This window comes from Bacillus sp. TH50 (assembly GCF_016650565.1).
GTDB lineage: Bacteria > Bacillota > Bacilli > Bacillales > Bacillaceae_G > Bacillus_A > Bacillus_A mycoides.
This window is the reverse complement of the sequence record NZ_JAEKFM010000003.1, coordinates 3,064,597-3,087,957: the sequence shown is the minus strand read 5'-3', so window position 1 is coordinate 3,087,957 and position 23,361 is coordinate 3,064,597. Positions and strand designations below refer to the sequence as shown.

Annotated in this window: 13 protein-coding genes, 9 tRNA genes and 6 rRNA genes; all 28 read right to left on the bottom strand. The window is 44.0% G+C overall.

The window, feature by feature from the left end:
* Window positions 1-107: ribosomal RNA gene (rrf, locus tag JFU23_RS16060) — 5S ribosomal RNA — on the bottom strand; the annotation flags it as partial.
* 49 nt (window positions 108-156) lie between these two features.
* Window positions 157-3,078, bottom strand: a 23S ribosomal RNA gene (locus tag JFU23_RS16055).
* A 146-nt stretch (window positions 3,079-3,224) separates the two neighbouring features.
* Window positions 3,225-4,776 (bottom strand): 16S ribosomal RNA (locus JFU23_RS16050).
* A 77-nt stretch (window positions 4,777-4,853) separates the two neighbouring features.
* Window positions 4,854-4,929, bottom strand: a tRNA-Ala gene (locus JFU23_RS16045).
* A 9-nt stretch (window positions 4,930-4,938) separates the two neighbouring features.
* Window positions 4,939-5,012 (bottom strand) — tRNA-Pro (locus JFU23_RS16040).
* A gap of 8 nt (window positions 5,013-5,020) precedes the next feature.
* Window positions 5,021-5,094, bottom strand: a tRNA-Arg gene (locus JFU23_RS16035).
* Between the two features lie 3 nt (window positions 5,095-5,097).
* Window positions 5,098-5,186 (bottom strand) — tRNA-Leu (locus JFU23_RS16030).
* A 16-nt stretch (window positions 5,187-5,202) separates the two neighbouring features.
* Window positions 5,203-5,277 (bottom strand) — tRNA-Gly (locus JFU23_RS16025).
* A gap of 29 nt (window positions 5,278-5,306) precedes the next feature.
* Window positions 5,307-5,387: transfer RNA gene (locus tag JFU23_RS16020), tRNA-Leu, on the bottom strand.
* A 14-nt stretch (window positions 5,388-5,401) separates the two neighbouring features.
* Window positions 5,402-5,477 (bottom strand) — tRNA-Lys (locus tag JFU23_RS16015).
* Between the two features lie 13 nt (window positions 5,478-5,490).
* Window positions 5,491-5,566 (bottom strand) — tRNA-Thr (locus tag JFU23_RS16010).
* Window positions 5,567-5,570: 4 nt separating this feature from the next.
* A tRNA-Val gene (locus tag JFU23_RS16005) sits at window positions 5,571-5,646 on the bottom strand.
* 5 nt (window positions 5,647-5,651) lie between these two features.
* Window positions 5,652-5,767 (bottom strand): 5S ribosomal RNA (gene rrf / locus JFU23_RS16000).
* A 101-nt stretch (window positions 5,768-5,868) separates the two neighbouring features.
* Window positions 5,869-8,790: ribosomal RNA gene (locus JFU23_RS15995) — 23S ribosomal RNA — on the bottom strand.
* Between the two features lie 146 nt (window positions 8,791-8,936).
* Window positions 8,937-10,488: ribosomal RNA gene (locus JFU23_RS15990) — 16S ribosomal RNA — on the bottom strand.
* A gap of 401 nt (window positions 10,489-10,889) precedes the next feature.
* Window positions 10,890-12,389, bottom strand: a complete 1,500-nt coding sequence (gene lysS, locus JFU23_RS15985) for a lysine--tRNA ligase (protein ID WP_002009709.1) — start codon at window positions 12,387-12,389, stop codon at window positions 10,890-10,892.
* A 160-nt stretch (window positions 12,390-12,549) separates the two neighbouring features.
* Window positions 12,550-13,548: a tRNA dihydrouridine synthase DusB gene (dusB, locus tag JFU23_RS15980; RefSeq protein WP_002009708.1), complete on the bottom strand. Its 999-nt coding sequence runs from the start codon at window positions 13,546-13,548 to the stop codon at window positions 12,550-12,552.
* Between the two features lie 23 nt (window positions 13,549-13,571).
* Window positions 13,572-13,775 (bottom strand): helix-turn-helix domain-containing protein, encoded by a 204-nt coding sequence (locus tag JFU23_RS15975; RefSeq protein ID WP_002009706.1) that lies wholly within the window; start codon window positions 13,773-13,775, stop codon window positions 13,572-13,574.
* Window positions 13,727-14,242 (bottom strand): 2-amino-4-hydroxy-6-hydroxymethyldihydropteridine diphosphokinase, encoded by a 516-nt coding sequence (gene folK, locus JFU23_RS15970; RefSeq protein WP_002138868.1) that lies wholly within the window; start codon window positions 14,240-14,242, stop codon window positions 13,727-13,729. The genes JFU23_RS15975 and folK overlap by 49 nt, the downstream gene beginning before the upstream one ends.
* On the bottom strand, window positions 14,239-14,601 hold the full coding sequence (folB, locus tag JFU23_RS15965; protein ID WP_000358063.1) for a dihydroneopterin aldolase: 363 nt from the start codon (window positions 14,599-14,601) through the stop codon (window positions 14,239-14,241). Before folB ends, folK begins: the two co-directional genes overlap by 4 nt.
* Window positions 14,602-15,462: a dihydropteroate synthase gene (gene folP / locus JFU23_RS15960; RefSeq protein WP_201032246.1), complete on the bottom strand. Its 861-nt coding sequence runs from the start codon at window positions 15,460-15,462 to the stop codon at window positions 14,602-14,604. It abuts the gene before it with no gap.
* Window positions 15,437-16,309, bottom strand: a complete 873-nt coding sequence (gene pabC, locus JFU23_RS15955) for an aminodeoxychorismate lyase (RefSeq protein ID WP_002091560.1) — start codon at window positions 16,307-16,309, stop codon at window positions 15,437-15,439. Before pabC ends, folP begins: the two co-directional genes overlap by 26 nt.
* A complete protein-coding gene (pabA, locus tag JFU23_RS15950; RefSeq protein ID WP_002029312.1) occupies window positions 16,303-16,890 on the bottom strand; it encodes an aminodeoxychorismate/anthranilate synthase component II in 588 nt (195 codons plus the stop codon). The genes pabC and pabA overlap by 7 nt, the downstream gene beginning before the upstream one ends.
* A gap of 5 nt (window positions 16,891-16,895) precedes the next feature.
* On the bottom strand, window positions 16,896-18,293 hold the full coding sequence (gene pabB / locus JFU23_RS15945) for an aminodeoxychorismate synthase, component I (protein WP_201032245.1): 1,398 nt from the start codon (window positions 18,291-18,293) through the stop codon (window positions 16,896-16,898).
* 223 nt (window positions 18,294-18,516) lie between these two features.
* Complete coding sequence (cysK, locus tag JFU23_RS15940; protein WP_002130221.1) at window positions 18,517-19,440, bottom strand: cysteine synthase A; 924 nt, start codon at window positions 19,438-19,440, stop codon at window positions 18,517-18,519.
* Between the two features lie 117 nt (window positions 19,441-19,557).
* On the bottom strand, window positions 19,558-20,433 hold the full coding sequence (gene hslO, locus JFU23_RS15935) for a redox-regulated molecular chaperone HslO (protein ID WP_085308575.1): 876 nt from the start codon (window positions 20,431-20,433) through the stop codon (window positions 19,558-19,560).
* 6 nt (window positions 20,434-20,439) lie between these two features.
* Window positions 20,440-21,228, bottom strand: a complete 789-nt coding sequence (locus JFU23_RS15930; protein ID WP_002009692.1) for a type III pantothenate kinase — start codon at window positions 21,226-21,228, stop codon at window positions 20,440-20,442.
* A 220-nt stretch (window positions 21,229-21,448) separates the two neighbouring features.
* Window positions 21,449-23,350 carry an ATP-dependent zinc metalloprotease FtsH gene (gene ftsH, locus JFU23_RS15925; RefSeq protein ID WP_002091565.1) on the bottom strand — a complete coding sequence of 634 codons (1,902 nt, stop codon included), beginning with the start codon at window positions 23,348-23,350 and terminating at the stop codon, window positions 21,449-21,451.
* Window positions 23,351-23,361: the final 11 nt, after the last annotated feature.

Here is a 23,361-nt window from a genome sequence, read left to right as displayed (position 1 = left end):
CGTCCTACTCTCACAGGGACAAGGTCCCAACTACCATCGGCGCTAGAGAGCTTAACTTCCGTGTTCGGTATGGGAACGGGTGTGACCTCTCTGCCATCATCACCAAACTGATGAAGGTATATTCCTTCAAAACTAGATAACGTTGCTTCATATTATATGGTTAAGTCCTCGATCTATTAGTATTCGTCAGCTCCACATGTCACCATGCTTCCACCTCGAACCTATCAACCTGATCATCTTTCAGGGATCTTACTAGCTTACGCTATGGGAAATCTCATCTTGAGGGGGGCTTCATGCTTAGATGCTTTCAGCACTTATCCCTTCCGCACATAGCTACCCAGCTATGCCCTTGGCAGAACAACTGGTACACCAGCGGTGCGTCCATCCCGGTCCTCTCGTACTAAGGACAGCTCCTCTCAAATTTCCTGCGCCCACGACGGATAGGGACCGAACTGTCTCACGACGTTCTGAACCCAGCTCGCGTACCGCTTTAATGGGCGAACAGCCCAACCCTTGGGACCGACTACAGCCCCAGGATGCGATGAGCCGACATCGAGGTGCCAAACCTCCCCGTCGATGTGGACTCTTGGGGGAGATAAGCCTGTTATCCCCGGGGTAGCTTTTATCCGTTGAGCGATGGCCCTTCCATGCGGAACCACCGGATCACTAAGCCCGACTTTCGTCCCTGCTCGACTTGTAGGTCTCGCAGTCAAGCTCCCTTATGCCTTTGCACTCTACGAATGATTTCCAACCATTCTGAGGGAACCTTTGGGCGCCTCCGTTACACTTTAGGAGGCGACCGCCCCAGTCAAACTGCCCACCTGACACTGTCTCCCGGGTCGATAAGACCCGTAGGTTAGAATTTCAATACAGTCAGGGCGGTATCCCACCAGCGCCTCCACCGAAGCTAGCGCTCCGGTTTCAATGGCTCCCGCCTATCCTGTACAAACTGTACCAAAATTCAATATCAGGCTACAGTAAAGCTCCACGGGGTCTTTCCGTCCTGTCGCGGGTAACCTGCATCTTCACAGGTACTATAATTTCACCGAGTCTCTGGTTGAGACAGTGCCCAAATCGTTACACCTTTCGTGCGGGTCGGAACTTACCCGACAAGGAATTTCGCTACCTTAGGACCGTTATAGTTACGGCCGCCGTTTACTGGGGCTTCAGTTCAGAGCTTCGCTTACGCTAACCCCTCTCCTTAACCTTCCAGCACCGGGCAGGTGTCAGCCCCTATACTTCGCCTTACGGCTTCGCAGAGACCTGTGTTTTTGCTAAACAGTCGCTTGGGCCTATTCACTGCGGCTTTCCGTTAAGAAAGCACCCCTTCTCCCGAAGTTACGGGGTCATTTTGCCGAGTTCCTTAACCAGAGTTCTCTCGCACACCTTAGGATTCTCTCCTCGCCTACCTGTGTCGGTTTGCGGTACAGGCACCTTTTATCTCGCTAGAAGCTTTTCTTGGCAGCGGGGAATCAAAGACTTCGCTCCATAAGGAGCTTCCCCATCACAGCTCAGCCTTCACGATAAGCGGATTTGCCTACTTATCAGCCTAACTGCTTGGACGTGCACAACCAATCGCACGCTTCTTCTATCCTTCTGCGTCCCTCCATTGCTCAAACGATAAAGAGGTGGTACAGGAATATCAACCTGTTGTCCATCGCCTACGCCTGTCGGCCTCGGCTTAGGTCCTGACTAACCCTGAGCGGACGAGCCTTCCTCAGGAAACCTTAGGCATTCGGTGGACGGGATTCTCACCCGTCTTTCGCTACTCATACCGGCATTCTCACTTCTAAGCGCTCCACCAGTCCTTCCGGTCTGACTTCACTGCACTTAGAACGCTCCCCTACCACTGATACCATTGGTATCAATTCGCAGCTTCGGTGGTGTATTTAGCCCCGGTACATTTTCGGCGCAGAGTCACTCGACTAGTGAGCTATTACGCACTCTTTAAATGGTGGCTGCTTCTGAGCCAACATCCTAGTTGTCTAAGCAACTCCACATCCTTTTCCACTTAATACACACTTTGGGACCTTAGCTGGCGATCTGGGCTGTTTCCCTCTTGACTACGGATCTTATCACTCGCAGTCTGACTCCTAAGGATAAGTCATTGGCATTCGGAGTTTGACTGAATTCGGTAATCCGATGAGGACCCCTAGTTCAATCAGTGCTCTACCTCCAAGACTCTTACACTTAAGGCTAGCCCTAAAGCTATTTCGGGGAGAACCAGCTATCTCCAGGTTCGATTGGAATTTCTCCGCTACCCACACCTCATCCCCGCACTTTTCAACGTGCGTGGGTTCGGGCCTCCATTCAGTGTTACCTGAACTTCACCCTGGACATGGGTAGATCACCTGGTTTCGGGTCTACGACCACGTACTAAACGCCCTATTCAGACTCGCTTTCGCTGCGGCTCCGCCTCTTCAGCTTAACCTCGCACGGGATCGTAACTCGCCGGTTCATTCTACAAAAGGCACGCCATCACCCATTAACGGGCTCTGACTATTTGTAGGCACACGGTTTCAGGATCTCTTTCACTCCCCTTCCGGGGTGCTTTTCACCTTTCCCTCACGGTACTGGTTCACTATCGATCACTAGGGAGTATTTAGCCTTGGGAGATGGTCCTCCCAGATTCCGACGGAATTTCACGTGTTCCGCCGTACTCAGGATACATTCAAGAGAGAACGAAGTTTCGACTACGGGGTTATTACCCTCTGTGACGGACCTTTCCAGGTCGCTTCGTCTACCTCGTTCCTTTGTAACTCCGTATAGAATGTCCTACAACCCCAAGAGGCAAGCCTCTTGGTTTGGGCTAGATTCCGTTTCGCTCGCCGCTACTCAGGAAATCGCATTTGCTTTCTCTTCCTCCAGGTACTTAGATGTTTCAGTTCCCTGGGTCTGTCTTCCATACCCTATGTATTCAGGTAAGGATACCATACCATTACGTATAGTGGGTTTCCCCATTCGGAAATCTTCGGATCAAAGCTTACTTACAGCTCCCCGAAGCATATCGGCGTTAGTCCCGTCCTTCATCGACTCCTAGTGTCAAGGCATCCACCGTGCGCCCTTTCTAACTTAACCAAACTAAAATTAAAAAAATATGAGCTACACTGTTATCTAGTTTTCAAAGAACATACATTTAAACTTGAGAGATAGTTCTCTCAAAACTGAACGAAACAAAACAAGTCAACGTTTATTGATGAACTGCGTTCATCAATTCTCCATAGAAAGGAGGTGATCCAGCCGCACCTTCCGATACGGCTACCTTGTTACGACTTCACCCCAATCATCTGTCCCACCTTAGGCGGCTGGCTCCATAAAGGTTACCCCACCGACTTCGGGTGTTACAAACTCTCGTGGTGTGACGGGCGGTGTGTACAAGGCCCGGGAACGTATTCACCGCGGCATGCTGATCCGCGATTACTAGCGATTCCAGCTTCATGTAGGCGAGTTGCAGCCTACAATCCGAACTGAGAACGGTTTTATGAGATTAGCTCCACCTCGCGGTCTTGCAGCTCTTTGTACCGTCCATTGTAGCACGTGTGTAGCCCAGGTCATAAGGGGCATGATGATTTGACGTCATCCCCACCTTCCTCCGGTTTGTCACCGGCAGTCACCTTAGAGTGCCCAACTTAATGATGGCAACTAAGATCAAGGGTTGCGCTCGTTGCGGGACTTAACCCAACATCTCACGACACGAGCTGACGACAACCATGCACCACCTGTCACTCTGCTCCCGAAGGAGAAGCTCTATCTCTAGAGTTTTCAGAGGATGTCAAGACCTGGTAAGGTTCTTCGCGTTGCTTCGAATTAAACCACATGCTCCACCGCTTGTGCGGGCCCCCGTCAATTCCTTTGAGTTTCAGCCTTGCGGCCGTACTCCCCAGGCGGAGTGCTTAATGCGTTAACTTCAGCACTAAAGGGCGGAAACCCTCTAACACTTAGCACTCATCGTTTACGGCGTGGACTACCAGGGTATCTAATCCTGTTTGCTCCCCACGCTTTCGCGCCTCAGTGTCAGTTACAGACCAGAAAGTCGCCTTCGCCACTGGTGTTCCTCCATATCTCTACGCATTTCACCGCTACACATGGAATTCCACTTTCCTCTTCTGCACTCAAGTCTCCCAGTTTCCAATGACCCTCCACGGTTGAGCCGTGGGCTTTCACATCAGACTTAAGAAACCACCTGCGCGCGCTTTACGCCCAATAATTCCGGATAACGCTTGCCACCTACGTATTACCGCGGCTGCTGGCACGTAGTTAGCCGTGGCTTTCTGGTTAGGTACCGTCAAGGTGCCAGCTTATTCAACTAGCACTTGTTCTTCCCTAACAACAGAGTTTTACGACCCGAAAGCCTTCATCACTCACGCGGCGTTGCTCCGTCAGACTTTCGTCCATTGCGGAAGATTCCCTACTGCTGCCTCCCGTAGGAGTCTGGGCCGTGTCTCAGTCCCAGTGTGGCCGATCACCCTCTCAGGTCGGCTACGCATCGTCGCCTTGGTGAGCCGTTACCTCACCAACTAGCTAATGCGACGCGGGTCCATCCATAAGTGACAGCCGAAGCCGCCTTTCAATTTCGAACTATGCAGTTCAAAATATTATCCGGTATTAGCCCCGGTTTCCCGGAGTTATCCCAGTCTTATGGGTAGGTTACCCACGTGTTACTCACCCGTCCGCCGCTAACTTCATAAGAGCAAGCTCTTAATCCATTCGCTCGACTTGCATGTATTAGGCACGCCGCCAGCGTTCATCCTGAGCCAGGATCAAACTCTCCAATAAAGTTAGTTTGTCTAGCATCTAAAAATAAAAATTGACGTTTACGTTGTTTGTTTCGTTCAGTTTTCAAAGAACTTTTTTGGTGGAGCCTAGCGGGATCGAACCGCTGACCTCCTGCGTGCAAGGCAGGCGCTCTCCCAGCTGAGCTAAGGCCCCAAACAAGTATCGGGAAGACAGGATTTGAACCTGCGACCCCCTGGTCCCAAACCAGGTGCTCTACCAAGCTGAGCCACTTCCCGAAAGAAAACGCGCCCGAGAGGAGTCGAACCCCTAACCTCTTGATCCGTAGTCAAACGCTCTATCCAATTGAGCTACGGGCGCATATGGTGCCGAGGGCGGGGGTCGAACCCGCACGGTGGTCACCCACCGCAGGATTTTAAGTCCTGTGCGTCTGCCTGTTCCGCCACCCCGGCATGTCATACTGAAAATTGGAGCGGAAGACGGGATTCGAACCCGCGACCCCAACCTTGGCAAGGTTGTATTCTACCACTGAACTACTTCCGCAAGACATGTTTGAGTTATTTTATTAAAAGTGCGGGTGAAGGGAGTCGAACCCCCACGCCAAAGGCGCTAGATCCTAAGTCTAGTGCGTCTGCCAATTCCGCCACACCCGCATATTTCATTAAAATGGTGAGCCATGAAGGATTCGAACCTTCGACCCTCTGATTAAAAGTCAGATGCTCTACCAACTGAGCTAATGGCTCTTGCAATAAAAACTGGTGCCGACTAGAGGACTTGAACCCCCAACCTACTGATTACAAGTCAGTTGCTCTACCAATTGAGCTAAGTCGGCTAAATGGTGGAGGATGACGGGATCGAACCGCCGACCCCCTGCTTGTAAGGCAGGTGCTCTCCCAGCTGAGCTAATCCTCCGAATTGCCTGGCAACGTCCTACTCTCACAGGGACAAGGTCCCAACTACCATCGGCGCTAGAGAGCTTAACTTCCGTGTTCGGTATGGGAACGGGTGTGGCCTCTCTGCCATCATTACCAGACTGTATTCATTTAAGACAAGAATTATTATAACTTATTTACTTTTGAAAGTCAATAAGTTTTTTATATTCTTTCAAAACTAGATAACAGCGCTTCATATTATATGGTTAAGTCCTCGATCTATTAGTATTCGTCAGCTCCACATGTCACCATGCTTCCACCTCGAACCTATCAACCTGATCATCTTTCAGGGATCTTACTAGCTTACGCTATGGGAAATCTCATCTTGAGGGGGGCTTCATGCTTAGATGCTTTCAGCACTTATCCCTTCCGCACATAGCTACCCAGCTATGCCCTTGGCAGAACAACTGGTACACCAGCGGTGCGTCCATCCCGGTCCTCTCGTACTAAGGACAGCTCCTCTCAAATTTCCTGCGCCCACGACGGATAGGGACCGAACTGTCTCACGACGTTCTGAACCCAGCTCGCGTACCGCTTTAATGGGCGAACAGCCCAACCCTTGGGACCGACTACAGCCCCAGGATGCGATGAGCCGACATCGAGGTGCCAAACCTCCCCGTCGATGTGGACTCTTGGGGGAGATAAGCCTGTTATCCCCGGGGTAGCTTTTATCCGTTGAGCGATGGCCCTTCCATGCGGAACCACCGGATCACTAAGCCCGACTTTCGTCCCTGCTCGACTTGTAGGTCTCGCAGTCAAGCTCCCTTATGCCTTTGCACTCTACGAATGATTTCCAACCATTCTGAGGGAACCTTTGGGCGCCTCCGTTACACTTTAGGAGGCGACCGCCCCAGTCAAACTGCCCACCTGACACTGTCTCCCGGGTCGATAAGACCCGTAGGTTAGAATTTCAATACAGTCAGGGCGGTATCCCACCAGCGCCTCCACCGAAGCTAGCGCTCCGGTTTCAATGGCTCCCGCCTATCCTGTACAAACTGTACCAAAATTCAATATCAGGCTACAGTAAAGCTCCACGGGGTCTTTCCGTCCTGTCGCGGGTAACCTGCATCTTCACAGGTACTATAATTTCACCGAGTCTCTGGTTGAGACAGTGCCCAAATCGTTACACCTTTCGTGCGGGTCGGAACTTACCCGACAAGGAATTTCGCTACCTTAGGACCGTTATAGTTACGGCCGCCGTTTACTGGGGCTTCAGTTCAGAGCTTCGCTTACGCTAACCCCTCTCCTTAACCTTCCAGCACCGGGCAGGTGTCAGCCCCTATACTTCGCCTTACGGCTTCGCAGAGACCTGTGTTTTTGCTAAACAGTCGCTTGGGCCTATTCACTGCGGCTTTCCGTTAAGAAAGCACCCCTTCTCCCGAAGTTACGGGGTCATTTTGCCGAGTTCCTTAACCAGAGTTCTCTCGCACACCTTAGGATTCTCTCCTCGCCTACCTGTGTCGGTTTGCGGTACAGGCACCTTTTATCTCGCTAGAAGCTTTTCTTGGCAGCGGGGAATCAAAGACTTCGCTCCATAAGGAGCTTCCCCATCACAGCTCAGCCTTCACGATAAGCGGATTTGCCTACTTATCAGCCTAACTGCTTGGACGTGCACAACCAATCGCACGCTTCTTCTATCCTTCTGCGTCCCTCCATTGCTCAAACGATAAAGAGGTGGTACAGGAATATCAACCTGTTGTCCATCGCCTACGCCTGTCGGCCTCGGCTTAGGTCCTGACTAACCCTGAGCGGACGAGCCTTCCTCAGGAAACCTTAGGCATTCGGTGGACGGGATTCTCACCCGTCTTTCGCTACTCATACCGGCATTCTCACTTCTAAGCGCTCCACCAGTCCTTCCGGTCTGACTTCACTGCACTTAGAACGCTCCCCTACCACTGATACCATTGGTATCAATTCGCAGCTTCGGTGGTGTATTTAGCCCCGGTACATTTTCGGCGCAGAGTCACTCGACTAGTGAGCTATTACGCACTCTTTAAATGGTGGCTGCTTCTGAGCCAACATCCTAGTTGTCTAAGCAACTCCACATCCTTTTCCACTTAATACACACTTTGGGACCTTAGCTGGCGATCTGGGCTGTTTCCCTCTTGACTACGGATCTTATCACTCGCAGTCTGACTCCTAAGGATAAGTCATTGGCATTCGGAGTTTGACTGAATTCGGTAATCCGATGAGGACCCCTAGTTCAATCAGTGCTCTACCTCCAAGACTCTTACACTTAAGGCTAGCCCTAAAGCTATTTCGGGGAGAACCAGCTATCTCCAGGTTCGATTGGAATTTCTCCGCTACCCACACCTCATCCCCGCACTTTTCAACGTGCGTGGGTTCGGGCCTCCATTCAGTGTTACCTGAACTTCACCCTGGACATGGGTAGATCACCTGGTTTCGGGTCTACGACCACGTACTAAACGCCCTATTCAGACTCGCTTTCGCTGCGGCTCCGCCTCTTCAGCTTAACCTCGCACGGGATCGTAACTCGCCGGTTCATTCTACAAAAGGCACGCCATCACCCATTAACGGGCTCTGACTATTTGTAGGCACACGGTTTCAGGATCTCTTTCACTCCCCTTCCGGGGTGCTTTTCACCTTTCCCTCACGGTACTGGTTCACTATCGATCACTAGGGAGTATTTAGCCTTGGGAGATGGTCCTCCCAGATTCCGACGGAATTTCACGTGTTCCGCCGTACTCAGGATACATTCAAGAGAGAACGAAGTTTCGACTACGGGGTTATTACCCTCTGTGACGGACCTTTCCAGGTCGCTTCGTCTACCTCGTTCCTTTGTAACTCCGTATAGAATGTCCTACAACCCCAAGAGGCAAGCCTCTTGGTTTGGGCTAGATTCCGTTTCGCTCGCCGCTACTCAGGAAATCGCATTTGCTTTCTCTTCCTCCAGGTACTTAGATGTTTCAGTTCCCTGGGTCTGTCTTCCATACCCTATGTATTCAGGTAAGGATACCATACCATTACGTATAGTGGGTTTCCCCATTCGGAAATCTTCGGATCAAAGCTTACTTACAGCTCCCCGAAGCATATCGGCGTTAGTCCCGTCCTTCATCGACTCCTAGTGTCAAGGCATCCACCGTGCGCCCTTTCTAACTTAACCAAACTAAAATTAAAAAAATATGAGCTACACTGTTATCTAGTTTTCAAAGAACATACATTTAAACTTGAGAGATAGTTCTCTCAAAACTGAACGAAACAAAACAAGTCAACGTTTATTGATGAACTGCGTTCATCAATTCTCCATAGAAAGGAGGTGATCCAGCCGCACCTTCCGATACGGCTACCTTGTTACGACTTCACCCCAATCATCTGTCCCACCTTAGGCGGCTGGCTCCATAAAGGTTACCCCACCGACTTCGGGTGTTACAAACTCTCGTGGTGTGACGGGCGGTGTGTACAAGGCCCGGGAACGTATTCACCGCGGCATGCTGATCCGCGATTACTAGCGATTCCAGCTTCATGTAGGCGAGTTGCAGCCTACAATCCGAACTGAGAACGGTTTTATGAGATTAGCTCCACCTCGCGGTCTTGCAGCTCTTTGTACCGTCCATTGTAGCACGTGTGTAGCCCAGGTCATAAGGGGCATGATGATTTGACGTCATCCCCACCTTCCTCCGGTTTGTCACCGGCAGTCACCTTAGAGTGCCCAACTTAATGATGGCAACTAAGATCAAGGGTTGCGCTCGTTGCGGGACTTAACCCAACATCTCACGACACGAGCTGACGACAACCATGCACCACCTGTCACTCTGCTCCCGAAGGAGAAGCTCTATCTCTAGAGTTTTCAGAGGATGTCAAGACCTGGTAAGGTTCTTCGCGTTGCTTCGAATTAAACCACATGCTCCACCGCTTGTGCGGGCCCCCGTCAATTCCTTTGAGTTTCAGCCTTGCGGCCGTACTCCCCAGGCGGAGTGCTTAATGCGTTAACTTCAGCACTAAAGGGCGGAAACCCTCTAACACTTAGCACTCATCGTTTACGGCGTGGACTACCAGGGTATCTAATCCTGTTTGCTCCCCACGCTTTCGCGCCTCAGTGTCAGTTACAGACCAGAAAGTCGCCTTCGCCACTGGTGTTCCTCCATATCTCTACGCATTTCACCGCTACACATGGAATTCCACTTTCCTCTTCTGCACTCAAGTCTCCCAGTTTCCAATGACCCTCCACGGTTGAGCCGTGGGCTTTCACATCAGACTTAAGAAACCACCTGCGCGCGCTTTACGCCCAATAATTCCGGATAACGCTTGCCACCTACGTATTACCGCGGCTGCTGGCACGTAGTTAGCCGTGGCTTTCTGGTTAGGTACCGTCAAGGTGCCAGCTTATTCAACTAGCACTTGTTCTTCCCTAACAACAGAGTTTTACGACCCGAAAGCCTTCATCACTCACGCGGCGTTGCTCCGTCAGACTTTCGTCCATTGCGGAAGATTCCCTACTGCTGCCTCCCGTAGGAGTCTGGGCCGTGTCTCAGTCCCAGTGTGGCCGATCACCCTCTCAGGTCGGCTACGCATCGTCGCCTTGGTGAGCCGTTACCTCACCAACTAGCTAATGCGACGCGGGTCCATCCATAAGTGACAGCCGAAGCCGCCTTTCAATTTCGAACTATGCAGTTCAAAATATTATCCGGTATTAGCCCCGGTTTCCCGGAGTTATCCCAGTCTTATGGGTAGGTTACCCACGTGTTACTCACCCGTCCGCCGCTAACTTCATAAGAGCAAGCTCTTAATCCATTCGCTCGACTTGCATGTATTAGGCACGCCGCCAGCGTTCATCCTGAGCCAGGATCAAACTCTCCAATAAAGTTAGTTTGTCTAGCATCTAAAAATAAAAATTGACGTTTACGTTGTTTGTTTCGTTCAGTTTTCAAAGAACTACTTAGTCGCTCATTTGCGACTTCCTTATGTTAACATCTTCATTTTTCGATGTCAACTAAGTTTTTCAATTTCTTTTTTGTCGTTTTCTGCGTTTCCGCATCAGCGACGGTTATTAATATATCATGTAGAAAAATGAAATGCAATAGTTTTTCTAATAAAATTTTTAACTTAGTAAAAAAGCATAAAAACAGCAACTTTCTTCTATATAAGTATAGTTTTTTAATCTGGCATCCACTTAACGAGCAATAATCTCGCTTTCCTTTTAATAGAAGGTTTCTCTCCCCTCAAATAAAGAAATAAAAAAAGCTTTGGAGAAATCTCCAAAGCTTAGTCTTGTTTATGGCGCATAGCTGGGAATAATAGTACGTCACGAATAGATGGTGCGTTTGTTAATAACATAACAAGACGATCAATACCGATTCCTAACCCACCCGTAGGAGGCATACCGTACTCAAGAGCTTCGATATAATCATCATCCATCATGTGAGCTTCGTCATTACCTTGCTCGCGCTCTTTTAGTTGAGCTTCAAAACGTTCTTTTTGATCGATTGGATCATTTAACTCAGTGAATGCATTTGCATGTTCACGCGCAACGATAAATAACTCGAAACGATCTGTGAATCGTGGATCTTCGTCATTCTTTTTCGCAAGTGGCGAAATTTCTACCGGATGACCGTAAATAAATGTTGGTTGGATTAATTTATCTTCTACTTTTTGTTCGAAGAACTCATTAATAATATGACCAACTTCCATTGTATTCTTAATTTCCACATTATGTTCTTTTGCAAGTTCACGCGCTTCTTCTACACTCATTGGATTCCAGAAATCTGCTCCAGAGTGTTGCTTAATTGCATCTACCATATGAAGACGTGTCCATTCTGGCTCTAGATTAATTTCATAATCACCATATTGGATTGTTGTTGTACCCAATACTTTTTTCGCGATATGAGCAACCATATTTTCTGTTAGTTTCATAATATCATTATAATCAGCGTACGCTTCATATAATTCAATCATCGTAAACTCAGGGTTATGACGAGTTGATACACCCTCATTACGGAATACACGGCCGATCTCATAAACCTTTTCTAATCCACCCACAATAAGACGTTTTAAATGAAGTTCAATTGCGATACGCATATATAATTCCATATCTAACGCATTATGGTGTGTAGTGAAAGGACGAGCAGACGCTCCACCTGCAATCGCGTGCATCATAGGCGTTTCCACTTCAAGATAACCGTTGTCATCTAAATATCTTCTCATTTCACGAATGATTTTACTACGGGTAACGAACGTTTCACGGCTTTCCATACTTGTAATTAAATCCAAGTAACGTTGACGATAGCGTTGTTCAACATCTTTTAATCCATGGTATTTATCCGGTAATGGACGAAGGGATTTCGTTAAAAGTGTAAATCCTATTGCTTTTACTGAAAGTTCTCCAACGTTTGTTTTGAACACTTTACCTTCAATACCTACTAAGTCACCTAAATCTGCTGTCGTAAATAACTCGTACTCTTCATCTCCAACAGTATCTTTACGAACATAAATTTGAACTTGCCCCTGTAAATCTTGAATATGCGCAAATCCCGCTTTTCCTTTACCGCGTTTTGTCATAATACGACCAGCGATAGAAACAGTGATTTCTTTCTCTTCTAATTCTTCTTTAGAGAATTCTCCATATAGACTTACTAAGTCAGTTGTTGAATTTGTGCGTTCAAATCGTTTACCGAACGGATCGATTCCTTGCTCACGTAAATTATGTAGCTTTTCACGACGAACAAGCAATTGGTCGTTTAATTCTTCGTGGTTCATGTTATCCATGATATTAATATCACTCCAGCTCTATTAATTTTTACAATATATACAGTATAGCATTTTCTACTCAACTAGAAAAACTGCCAGCAACTAACTGGCAGTTCTTCTTTCTTTCACGTAATTATAGGAAGTGTATAGAAGAATGTCAATCTCCTATGCCCCCTTATTAACCAACATAAATTGTTTGTTGTTTCGCTTCTACTTCTTCTACAAATGCACCTAATACATTCGCAAGGTCTTCACGTGTGTCGCAAGTATTGATACCATTACGCACACTCGCATTACCACGAACACCTTTTAAATACCAAGCTGCATGCTTTCTCATCTCTCTTACGGCAACATTTTCGTTCTTTAAATCGATAAGACGATCTAGATGCAACATACATACATCAATTTTCTCACGCACTGTTGGTTCCGGCATTAACTCACCTGTCTCTAAATACTTTACCGTACGATAAATCATCCACGGATCTCCAAGAGCAGCGCGACCAATCATAACACCATCTACACCAATTTCATCAAGCATACGCTTTGCATCTTGTGGTGTTTCGACATCACCATTTCCGATAACCGGAATATTTACAGCCTGCTTTACTTGTTTAATAATATTCCAATCCGCTTTACCTTCATACATTTGCACTCGTGTACGCCCATGAACAGCTATCGCTTGTCCACCAGCACGCTCAACAGCTCTAGCATTTTCTATTGCGAAAATATGTTCTTCATCCCAACCAATACGCATTTTAACTGTAACTGGCTTTTCAACAGCATCTACAACCGCCGCTACCATCTCATATATTTTATTTGGGTCTAAAAGCCACTTTGCTCCTGCATCACACTTAGTGATTTTTGGTACTGGGCACCCCATATTAATATCAATAATGTCTGCTGTCGTATATTTATCTACGTATTTCGCAGCATCTACAAGAGTTTCTTTCTCTCCACCAAAAATTTGTAAACTTAATGGCTTTTCTCTCTCATCGATATATAACATATCTAATGTTCTTTTGTTATTAAGTAATATTGCCTTATCACTTACCATTTCAGCACAAACTAAACCTGCACCAAATTCTTTTACCGTCAAACGGAATGCAGAGTTACACACTCCCGCCATCGGTGCTAGTACAACTGGATTTTTCATCTCAATATTTGCAATCTTTAACACCCGACTTACTCCTTCCTTTACGGTCACTTTGGCATCAATTCGTCTATTGAAACGTTTAATGTTTTAGCGACTTCTACTACAAAATCTTGGGAAGGTGATCTATTGCCCCTCTCAACTTCACCTAAAACCGATACAGATACCCCTAATTCTTTCGCAAAACCTTCTTGCGTATAGCCTTTTAGCTTTCGAAAAGCACGAATGCGTCTTCCCCATTTTTCTGCTTCCATACCGTTACTCCCTCTCGCCTTTTCATTTCTTCTACTTGTGAACGTGAAATGTCTTGTTTTATATCTTGATTGATTTCTAACAACGGAACGATAACAAAAGCTCTTTCGAACATCCGCGGATGCGGAACAATAAGATTCTCTGCTTCAATATTTTCTTGATTATATAGTAAAATGTCAAGGTCGATGGTCCTCGGGCCCCATCTAATTTCCCTTTTTCTTCCTAGGTCATTCTCTACCCTTTGTGTTACTTTCAATAATTCTTGCGGTGATAAATTGGTAGAAATTTTTATAACTAAATTTAAAAAGCAATTTTGGTCAGTATAGCCAACCGGATCAGTTTCATATACAGACGAAACATCATCAACTTGGATATGCTGGTTTTTATTTAAAAACTGAATTGCTTCAGTTAAATAAGTATAACGCTCCCCAATATTGGAACCTAATGCAATGTACGCTATATTATTCATGGACGCTCTCTCGTAATTTCTACCGCTACAGCACGATAATGTCCTGGTATCGGCGGATCCGGTTTAATTACCTTAATTGTACACCGTGAAATACTCTCATATTGTTTCAATATATCTGTAGCGATATTTTCAGCGATACTCTCTACAAGCTTATACGTTCTATCTTCAACAACTTTTCTACACAGCTCAAAAAGTTCCCCGTAATTGACAGAATGCTCTAAGTCGTCACTTTCTCCTGCGCGTTTTAAATCCAACTCCACCGTTAAATCTACTTTAAATCTCTGACCTAATTTATTCTCTTCTGGGAATACACCATGATAACCGTAAAACTCCATATCATGGATATAAATTTTATCCAATTACTTTACCCCCTTACCAATCATCGCGTCCATCATCTTAGCCATACGCGCCATTTCTTTCACATCATGAACACGGATAAACTCACAGCCCTTTTCAATACCAAGACAAACGGTAGCTCCCGTTCCTTCAAGACGTTCCTCCACTGGTAAATCTAACACATGGCCAATAAAGGACTTTCTTGAAGTACCTAAGAGAACTGGGTAACCCAGTACATTTAACTGTTCTAAATTGCGCATCGCTTCTAAATTTTGCTCAGGTGTTTTCGCAAAACCGATACCTGGGTCTAAAATAATATTCTCATCTCGCACACCAGCATCTTTAGCAATTTTAATACTTTCATACAAATCAGCAATCATATCGGCTATTAAATTGCGGTAATTCATATTATCTCGGTTATGCATTAAGATAATAGGCACATCATAATAGGCTGCAACTTCAGCAATCCTCGGTTCCGCCTTCGCTCCCCAAATATCATTAATAATATGAGCACCAGCTTCAATCGCTTGTTTCGCAACCTCAGCTTTATACGTATCAATAGAAATAGGTAGCTTTACTTCTTTTGACACTGCCTGAATCATTGGAACAACTCGCTTTATTTCCTCTTCTACTGAAACTTTAGCGAAACCCGGACGGGTAGATTCGCCGCCAATATCAATAATATGGACACCTTCACTTTTCATTTCTTTCGCATGTCGCACCGCAGCATCTACTTCGTTGTAACTCCCACCATCAGAAAATGAATCTGGCGTTACATTTAAAATCCCCATAATTAATGTCTTTTCATTTAAGTTCAATGTATATTCGCCGCAGCGCAAATCATAATCCCACTTCAAACTACACATCTCCTCTTCGCAATTCATTTCTGCTCCACAATTTCTCTCTCTGCACTCCATAAAGATCCATAAGTCTTTTTGTAACCACTCCCACTTTACCCGGGAAATCTTTCTCCTCTATACGATAAAGGGGGACAATCTCTTGAATAGAGTTCGTTACGAACACTTCATCCGCTGAAAGCAATTCATCTTTTGTAAAGAAACCTTCCTTTACTTCTATATCTAGCTCTTCAGCAGCCTTTATAATAAACGCACGAGTGATTCCGTTTAAAATCCCTGTTTCTAATGAAGGAGTATATAAAATATCTCCTTTAACAAAAAAGAGATTCGAAACAATACCCTCTGCAACATAACCTGTTTCAGTAAGAAAAATACCTTCCTTATTCACAACATTTCCAATTTCGCGTTTCCCTAAAATATTATTTAAATAATGATGGGACTTCAAGCGAAATGCACCCTCTGGTGTATTTCTCACTTGCTTTAAAATAACTCCTTCTTTTTCCACTACATTCCCTGGAGCTGCTAAAGGTTTTATAAAAACAATAACAGACGGTTCTTCATATACTTCCGTTTGTAATCCTATTTCATCTATACCCGCCGATACATTTAAGCGCACATATGCATGCTTTAACCCATTCTTAACAAGTAGATTCTTTAAAATAAGCATCACTTCATCTTTTGTCATTGTCCATTTGATTTGCAATATATCGAGCGCATCCATTAAGCGTTCATAATGATCATCCAATAAAAAGAGATGACCATTATAAATACGAAATGTCTCAAAAACCCCAAGTCCATATAGGTAACCGTGGTCATAAGGAGAAATTTTCGCTTCACTCGCTTCTACATACGCGCCATTTACGTAAATTAACACGATGTCACACTTGGGCTATATTTGCGAATGAAATTCTGTAGCAATTCTTTCCCGTGAGAAGTCATAATAGATTCCGGATGGAATTGTACCCCTTCAATCGGCAACGTTTTATGACGAAGCGCCATAATTTCACCTTCTTCAGTCCAAGATGTTATCTCTAAACAATTCGGTAACGTCTCTTTTTTAACGATAAGAGAGTGATAACGTGTCGCGGTAAATGGATTTGGGATATCAGAAAAAATCGTCTGCCCATCATGATGCATTAAAGATGTTTTTCCATGCATCAAACGCTCTGCCCTGACAACATCCCCTCCAAATACTTGTGCAATTGATTGATGTCCAAGACAGACCCCAAAAATCGGAAGCTTACCTGCAAAATATTTAATAACATCCATACTGATTCCCGCCTCATTAGGACTACATGGACCTGGCGAAATCATTAAAAAATCCGGTTTCATATTCTCAATATCCGAAATAGTCACTTCATCATTACGCCTAACAACAAGCTCTTGTCCAAGTTCTCCAAGAAACTGCACTAAATTAAATGTAAAAGAATCATAATTATCAATCATTAATATCATTTCTCTCACCTAACCGTTTCTTCGCTACTTTCTTTTGCACGCCATAAAGCGATTGCTTTTTTTAACGACTCTTTATATTCATTTTTTGGATTTGAATCAATTACAATACCCGCTCCAGCTTGCACATGCGCTTGTCCATCTTTAGCAAGTAGTGTTCGAATTATAATATTCAATTCCGTATCTCCAGAATAACCAATCCAACCAATTGACCCTGTATAAATTCCTCGGCGAACAGGTTCTAATTCTTCAATAATTTCCATCGTACGTATTTTCGGGGCACCGGTAATTGTCCCACCAGGAAATACAGCCTTCACCAAATCGAAAGCATCTTTATCTGCTTCCACCTCACCACGCACATTAGAAACAATATGCATAACGTGTGAGTATTTTTCAATTATCATAAATTCATCTACTTCAACAGTGCCATATTTACAAACCCGGCCCAAGTCATTTCGTTCTAAATCCACAAGCATTACATGCTCTGCTCTTTCCTTTTCATTTTCAATTAATTCTTTCGCTAATTCTTCATCCTCTTGCTCACTTGCTCCTCGAGAGCGCGTACCAGCAATCGGTCTTGTACTCACTTCTTTTCCTTGCTTTTTAATTAGCAATTCAGGCGAAGCACTAACAATTTGAAAATCTCCAAACTCCAAGTAACCCATATATGGAGATGGATTAATTTCACGAAGACTTGTATATATTTCTAGTGGATGCGTTTGTAATGTTCTTTCTTGTCTTGTCGACAAGTTTACTTGAAACACATCACCCGCTCCAATATATTCTTGAATACGTTCAACGGCCTTCATAAAGCCCTCTTCCGTAAAAGCGACTGCTTCATTTTTCTTTTCAGGAGATTCAAACGGCATAGTCACTTCGGGGGCTTCTTTCATCCAAAGACCCTTCCATTCATTTAATCGTTCTTCTGCCTCTTCACACTCATCTACATAATGCGTAATAATCCATAATACTCTCTCCTGTTGATCATACACAAACACGTCATCAAATAACAAAAAGAATATGTCAGGTATATTAATATCATCCTTCGCAAGAGAAGAAAGTTTTTCAATATAACGGATACAATCATAACTAAAGTATCCAATTGCCCCACCCTGAAAAGGTGGGTACTCCGGATTATAATCCGTTGTCCATTTCTCCATATACGCTTGCATTAAATCTAATGGATTCCCTCGCTTTATTGTTTCCTTACCACTTTCACTTATATGTAACGTCTCATTCTTACCCTGAATTACCGCTACTGGATCCAGCCCAACAATATTATAACGACCACCACGTCCACTTTCTAACAAAATATGTTGCGGCTTATCCTGAGAAAGAAATTTATATTGCTTAAAGAAATCTAACTGATATGGAATAGAAAGCGCTAAAGATTTTCTTCGTTGCATATCAACACCCCGTCTTCTGTTATCCCACCCTCTTAAGCCAATCAACTCAAACCACATAAAATTATTTATATAGAGAATGATTATACTTGAGGGCTAGTGAAAATAAATTAATTATACTACTTCTTATTTTACATGAAGTTTTCTAGTCATTCACTCTTTTCCTTTTTCCAATCAAAAAAGAAAAAGCATCCTTTTTTAAGGATGCTTTTCAAATCACATTCACTTATGACTCAAATTGATAAAGTGGTGTACTTAAATAACGTTCACCGTTACTTGGGATAATAACAAGTACCTTTTTCCCTTTACCCAATTTCTTCGCAACTTCTGTCGCTGCATAAACGACTGCTCCCGAAGAGATACCAACTAAAATACCTTCTTCTTTAGCCACTCTTCTCGCATATTCGAACGCTTGCTCCGTTTTCACTTGAATAATTTCATCATATACCTCTACATCCAATGTCTCCGGAACAAACCCCGCTCCAATTCCTTGGATCTTATGTGGTCCTGGCTTTCCACCAGATAATACTGGTGAATCCGCAGGTTCTACCGCGTAAATTTTGATATCTTTATAAGCTTCTTTCAGCACTTCACCGGCACCTGTAATTGTTCCACCTGTACCAATACCTGCGATAAACGCATCTAATTGATCCCCCATCTGTTCAACAATTTCTGGACCTGTTGTTATACGATGGATTTCTGGATTCGCTTGATTTTGGAACTGTTGCGGTATAAAGTACCCATGTTCTTCTGCTAATTCAGTTGCCTTTCGAATTGCTCCACCCATTCCTTCAGGTCCTGGAGTCAATACTAATTCAGCACCGTAAGCGCGTAATAAATTACGACGCTCAATACTCATTGTTTCTGGCATTACTAAAATTGCCTTATATCCTTTAGCAGCTGCTACCATCGCTAAGCCAATACCTGTGTTACCACTTGTCGGCTCAATGATTGTATCGCCCTCTTTTAATAATCCTTTATTTTCAGCATCTTCAATCATAGCTAACGCGATACGATCTTTAACACTGCTCCCCGGATTCATAAATTCTAATTTTAAGTATACATCTGCGCTGTCTGATTCTACGATGCGGTTCAACTTAACGATCGGCGTTTTCCCGATTAATTCTGAAACTGATTGTGCCACTCGCATTCCTGTCACTCCTAACACCGAGTATTTTTATTGGTTTTATCTATATTTAGATTTTGTCAGAAAATTCCCTGTTTGTCAATCCATTTGGGCGGCTGATTCTCCACCTAAACTTCTTTATTACAGGTTCTCAATTAGACTTGTAATATCTTCTTTAGTGAATTTATGTCGTTCATTACAGAAGTGACAGTGAACTTCCGTCTCTTCTTCTTCTGCACGAATTTGTTCTAACTCCGCTTTACCTAAACTAATTAGCACACTTTCAATACGCTCGCGTGAACATGTACAATTAAATTGAACATCCATTGTTTCTAGCACTTTCACTTTATCTTCTCCAAGCACTTCATACAGTAATTCTTCTGGAGAAAGACCTTGTTCGATTAATTGTGATACTGGCGGGATTTGTTGAAGACGCTCTTCAATAAATGAAATTGTTTCTTCCTGCGCACCTGGCATAATTTGAAGAATGAATCCACCCGCCGCTAATACGCTATCATCTCCATTTACAAGAACACCAACACCTACAGAAGAAGGTGTCTGCTCAGAAACCGCGAAATAATATGTGAAATCTTCCCCTAGTTCTCCTGAAACAATGGGAGATTGACCAATAAACGGTTCACGCATACCGATATCTTTAATTACCGTTACAAATCCTTCTGTACCTACCGCTTGATATACACGTAATTTCCCTTGTTCCGTTCCTTCAAAATCAACATGCGGATTCGTTACATAACCACGTACATCCCCATTTGCATGAGCATCGACTAAGATAGGACCAATCGGGCCGTTACCCTCTACTTTAATCGTTAACTTCTGCTCGCCTTTTAACATAGCACCCATCATTGTACCCGCAGTTAAAGAACGACCAAGTGCCGCTGAAGCTGTTCTCCATGTATCATGACGCTTTTGCGCCTCACTCACTGTATTTGTTGTACGTACACTATAAGCACGAACCTCTCCATTAAACGCTAACGCTTTTACTAAATAATCTTTCATACTTATTTATTCACCCTTCTCATGTTGTAAATTTGCATTACGCTCATATAACATATACAAACCTTTTAACGTTAAAAACGGATCTACAATATCAATTACATTTGATTCTTCTGAAATTAATTTTGCTAATCCACCTGTTGCAATAACTTTCGGTTCTTGCTTAGCTTCTTCCTTCATACGCTTAACAATACCTTCCACTTGTCCAACGTATCCATAAAGAATACCTGATTGCATTGCACTTACTGTATTCTTCCCGATAACACTACCCGGTTTTGTAATTTCAATACGAGGAAGCTTTGCTGCCCTGCTATATAAAGCCTCTGCCGAAATCATAATTCCTGGCGTAATGACGCCACCCATATAATGCTTCTCTTCGTTAATATAACAATATGTAGTAGCCGTACCAAAATCAACAATAATAAGCGGACTTCCATATAAGTGGATTCCTGCTACTGCATTTACAATTCGGTCCGCGCCTACTTCACGTGGATTTTCATATTTAATATTCAAGCCAGTTTTTATCCCAGGCCCCACTACAAGCGGTTTAATTTTAAAATACTTTTCACACATACGCTCTAAAGCGAACATAATTGGCGGTACGACTGAAGACACAATAATACCTTTCACATCTTCAAAAGAAAGACCTTCATGCTCAAGTAACTGCTTTACAAGCATCCCATACTCATCTTCTGTTTTATGACGATCTGTTTCCATGCGCCAATGCTGACGAAGTTCCCCCTCTTCAAACACACCTAGTACCGCATTTGTGTTCCCTACATCCAATACAAAAATCATATTCTCACCACTTATCTTATTTAATCTATATTTGCGCAGTATGTATAAAACTTATAAAAACATCATATCACACATACTTATATAATCAGTTTTTCTATACTCATCATTGTACAAAAAGATTACTCTCTATTTCAATTTTTAATAATAGTTTCATTCAATTTTTTTGCCACTTAAATTCATTCCACAAAAAAAGGAGCGACTATTGTCACTCCTTTTTTTCTTACTTATCTTCTGTATCTTCATCATCTTTCTTCATATTGATGTTTACTTTCACATCATCTGAAGATGTTGGACGCTCAGGTAATCTGCCATAATCATATAAATGATTAATTTGCTCTGCATCTAATGTTTCTACTTCAAGTAACGTTTTCGCGATAATATCAAGCTTATCTCGTTTTTCAGTAAGAATTTGTTTCGCACGAGCATAACAGTCTTTAATAATTATTTGCATTTCCACATCAATTTCATGCGCGATTGCATCACTGTAGTTTTGTTCTGAATGGAAGTCTCTTCCTAAGAATACCTGACCACCTTGTGAGCTACCAAATTGCATCGGTCCAAGTTTATCACTCATCCCGAATTCTGTAACCATACGTCTTGCAATACCAGTCGCACGTTGGAAGTCGTTGTGAGCACCTGTACTTGCTTCACCAAATACAATCTCCTCAGCTACTCGACCACCAAGTAAACCAGTGATTTTATCAAGTAACTCTGGTTTTGTCATGAAGTAACGATCTTCCTTCGGAAGCATTACCGCATATCCACCAGCTTGACCACGAGGGACAATTGTTACTTTATGAACGATATCTGCTTCATCAAGGACAACACCAATTACAGTATGGCCAGCCTCATGGAATGCAACGATATTACGTTCTTTTTCAGAGATAACACGACTTTTCTTAGCTGGACCTGCAATAACACGATCCGTCGCTTCATCGATGTCACTCATATCAATTTTCTTCTTATCTTGACGCGCAGCTACTAAAGCAGCTTCGTTTAATAAGTTTTCAAGATCGGCACCAGAGAATCCTGGTGTACGAGTTGCAATTGCTCTTAAGTTGACATTCTCATCAAGCGGTTTATTACGAGCGTGTACCTTAAGTACAGCTTCACGACCATTTACATCTGGACGATCTACTGTAATTTGACGGTCAAAACGACCTGGACGTAATAACGCTGGATCAAGAATATCAGGACGGTTTGTCGCAGCGATGATAATAATACCTTCGTTTGCACCGAATCCATCCATTTCAACAAGCAATTGGTTCAACGTTTGTTCACGCTCATCATGACCACCGCCAAGACCCGCGCCACGTTGACGTCCTACTGCATCAATTTCATCAATGAAAATGATACAAGGAGCATTTTTCTTTGCATTTTCAAATAAATCACGTACACGGGATGCACCGACACCGACGAACATCTCTACGAAGTCAGAACCACTAATAGAGAAGAACGGAACGCCCGCTTCACCTGCAACAGCACGTGCTAGTAAAGTTTTACCTGTACCTGGAGGTCCCACTAATAGAACACCCTTTGGAATACGGGCACCAACTTCAGCGAACTTACGAGGGTCTTTCAAGAATTCAACTACCTCAACAAGTTCTTGTTTCTCTTCATCCGCTCCAGCAACATCTCTGAAACGAATTTTTTTCTTTTCATCATTGTATAGCTTCGCCTTACTTTTCCCGAAGTTCATAACACGGCTACCGCCGCCCTGAGCTTGGTTTAATAAGAAGAAGAATAAAATGAAGATAATGACAAACGGAATGATAGAAGTAAAGAACGTTACCCAAGCACTTGTTTCTTCTGCTGGTTGATACTTAACTTCAGCCCCTTGCGCTTTATCATTAATTTTCTTTTGTAATTCCTCAGTATTTGGTGCATAAGTAACAAATTGTTCTCCTTGGCTAGAAGTCTTGAATTGTCCCTTTACCTCAAACACACCATTTTTCGGTTGAAGCTGCACATTACGCACTTCACCTTTTTCAAGTTGAGTAATAAATTTATCGTAGCTAACTGATGTCGTTTTTTGCGTCGAACCATTAAAATAGCTCACGATTCCAATTACTACTAAGAATATCAGTAAATAAAAGATGGTATTACGGAAGATACGATTCATTCCTAACCTCC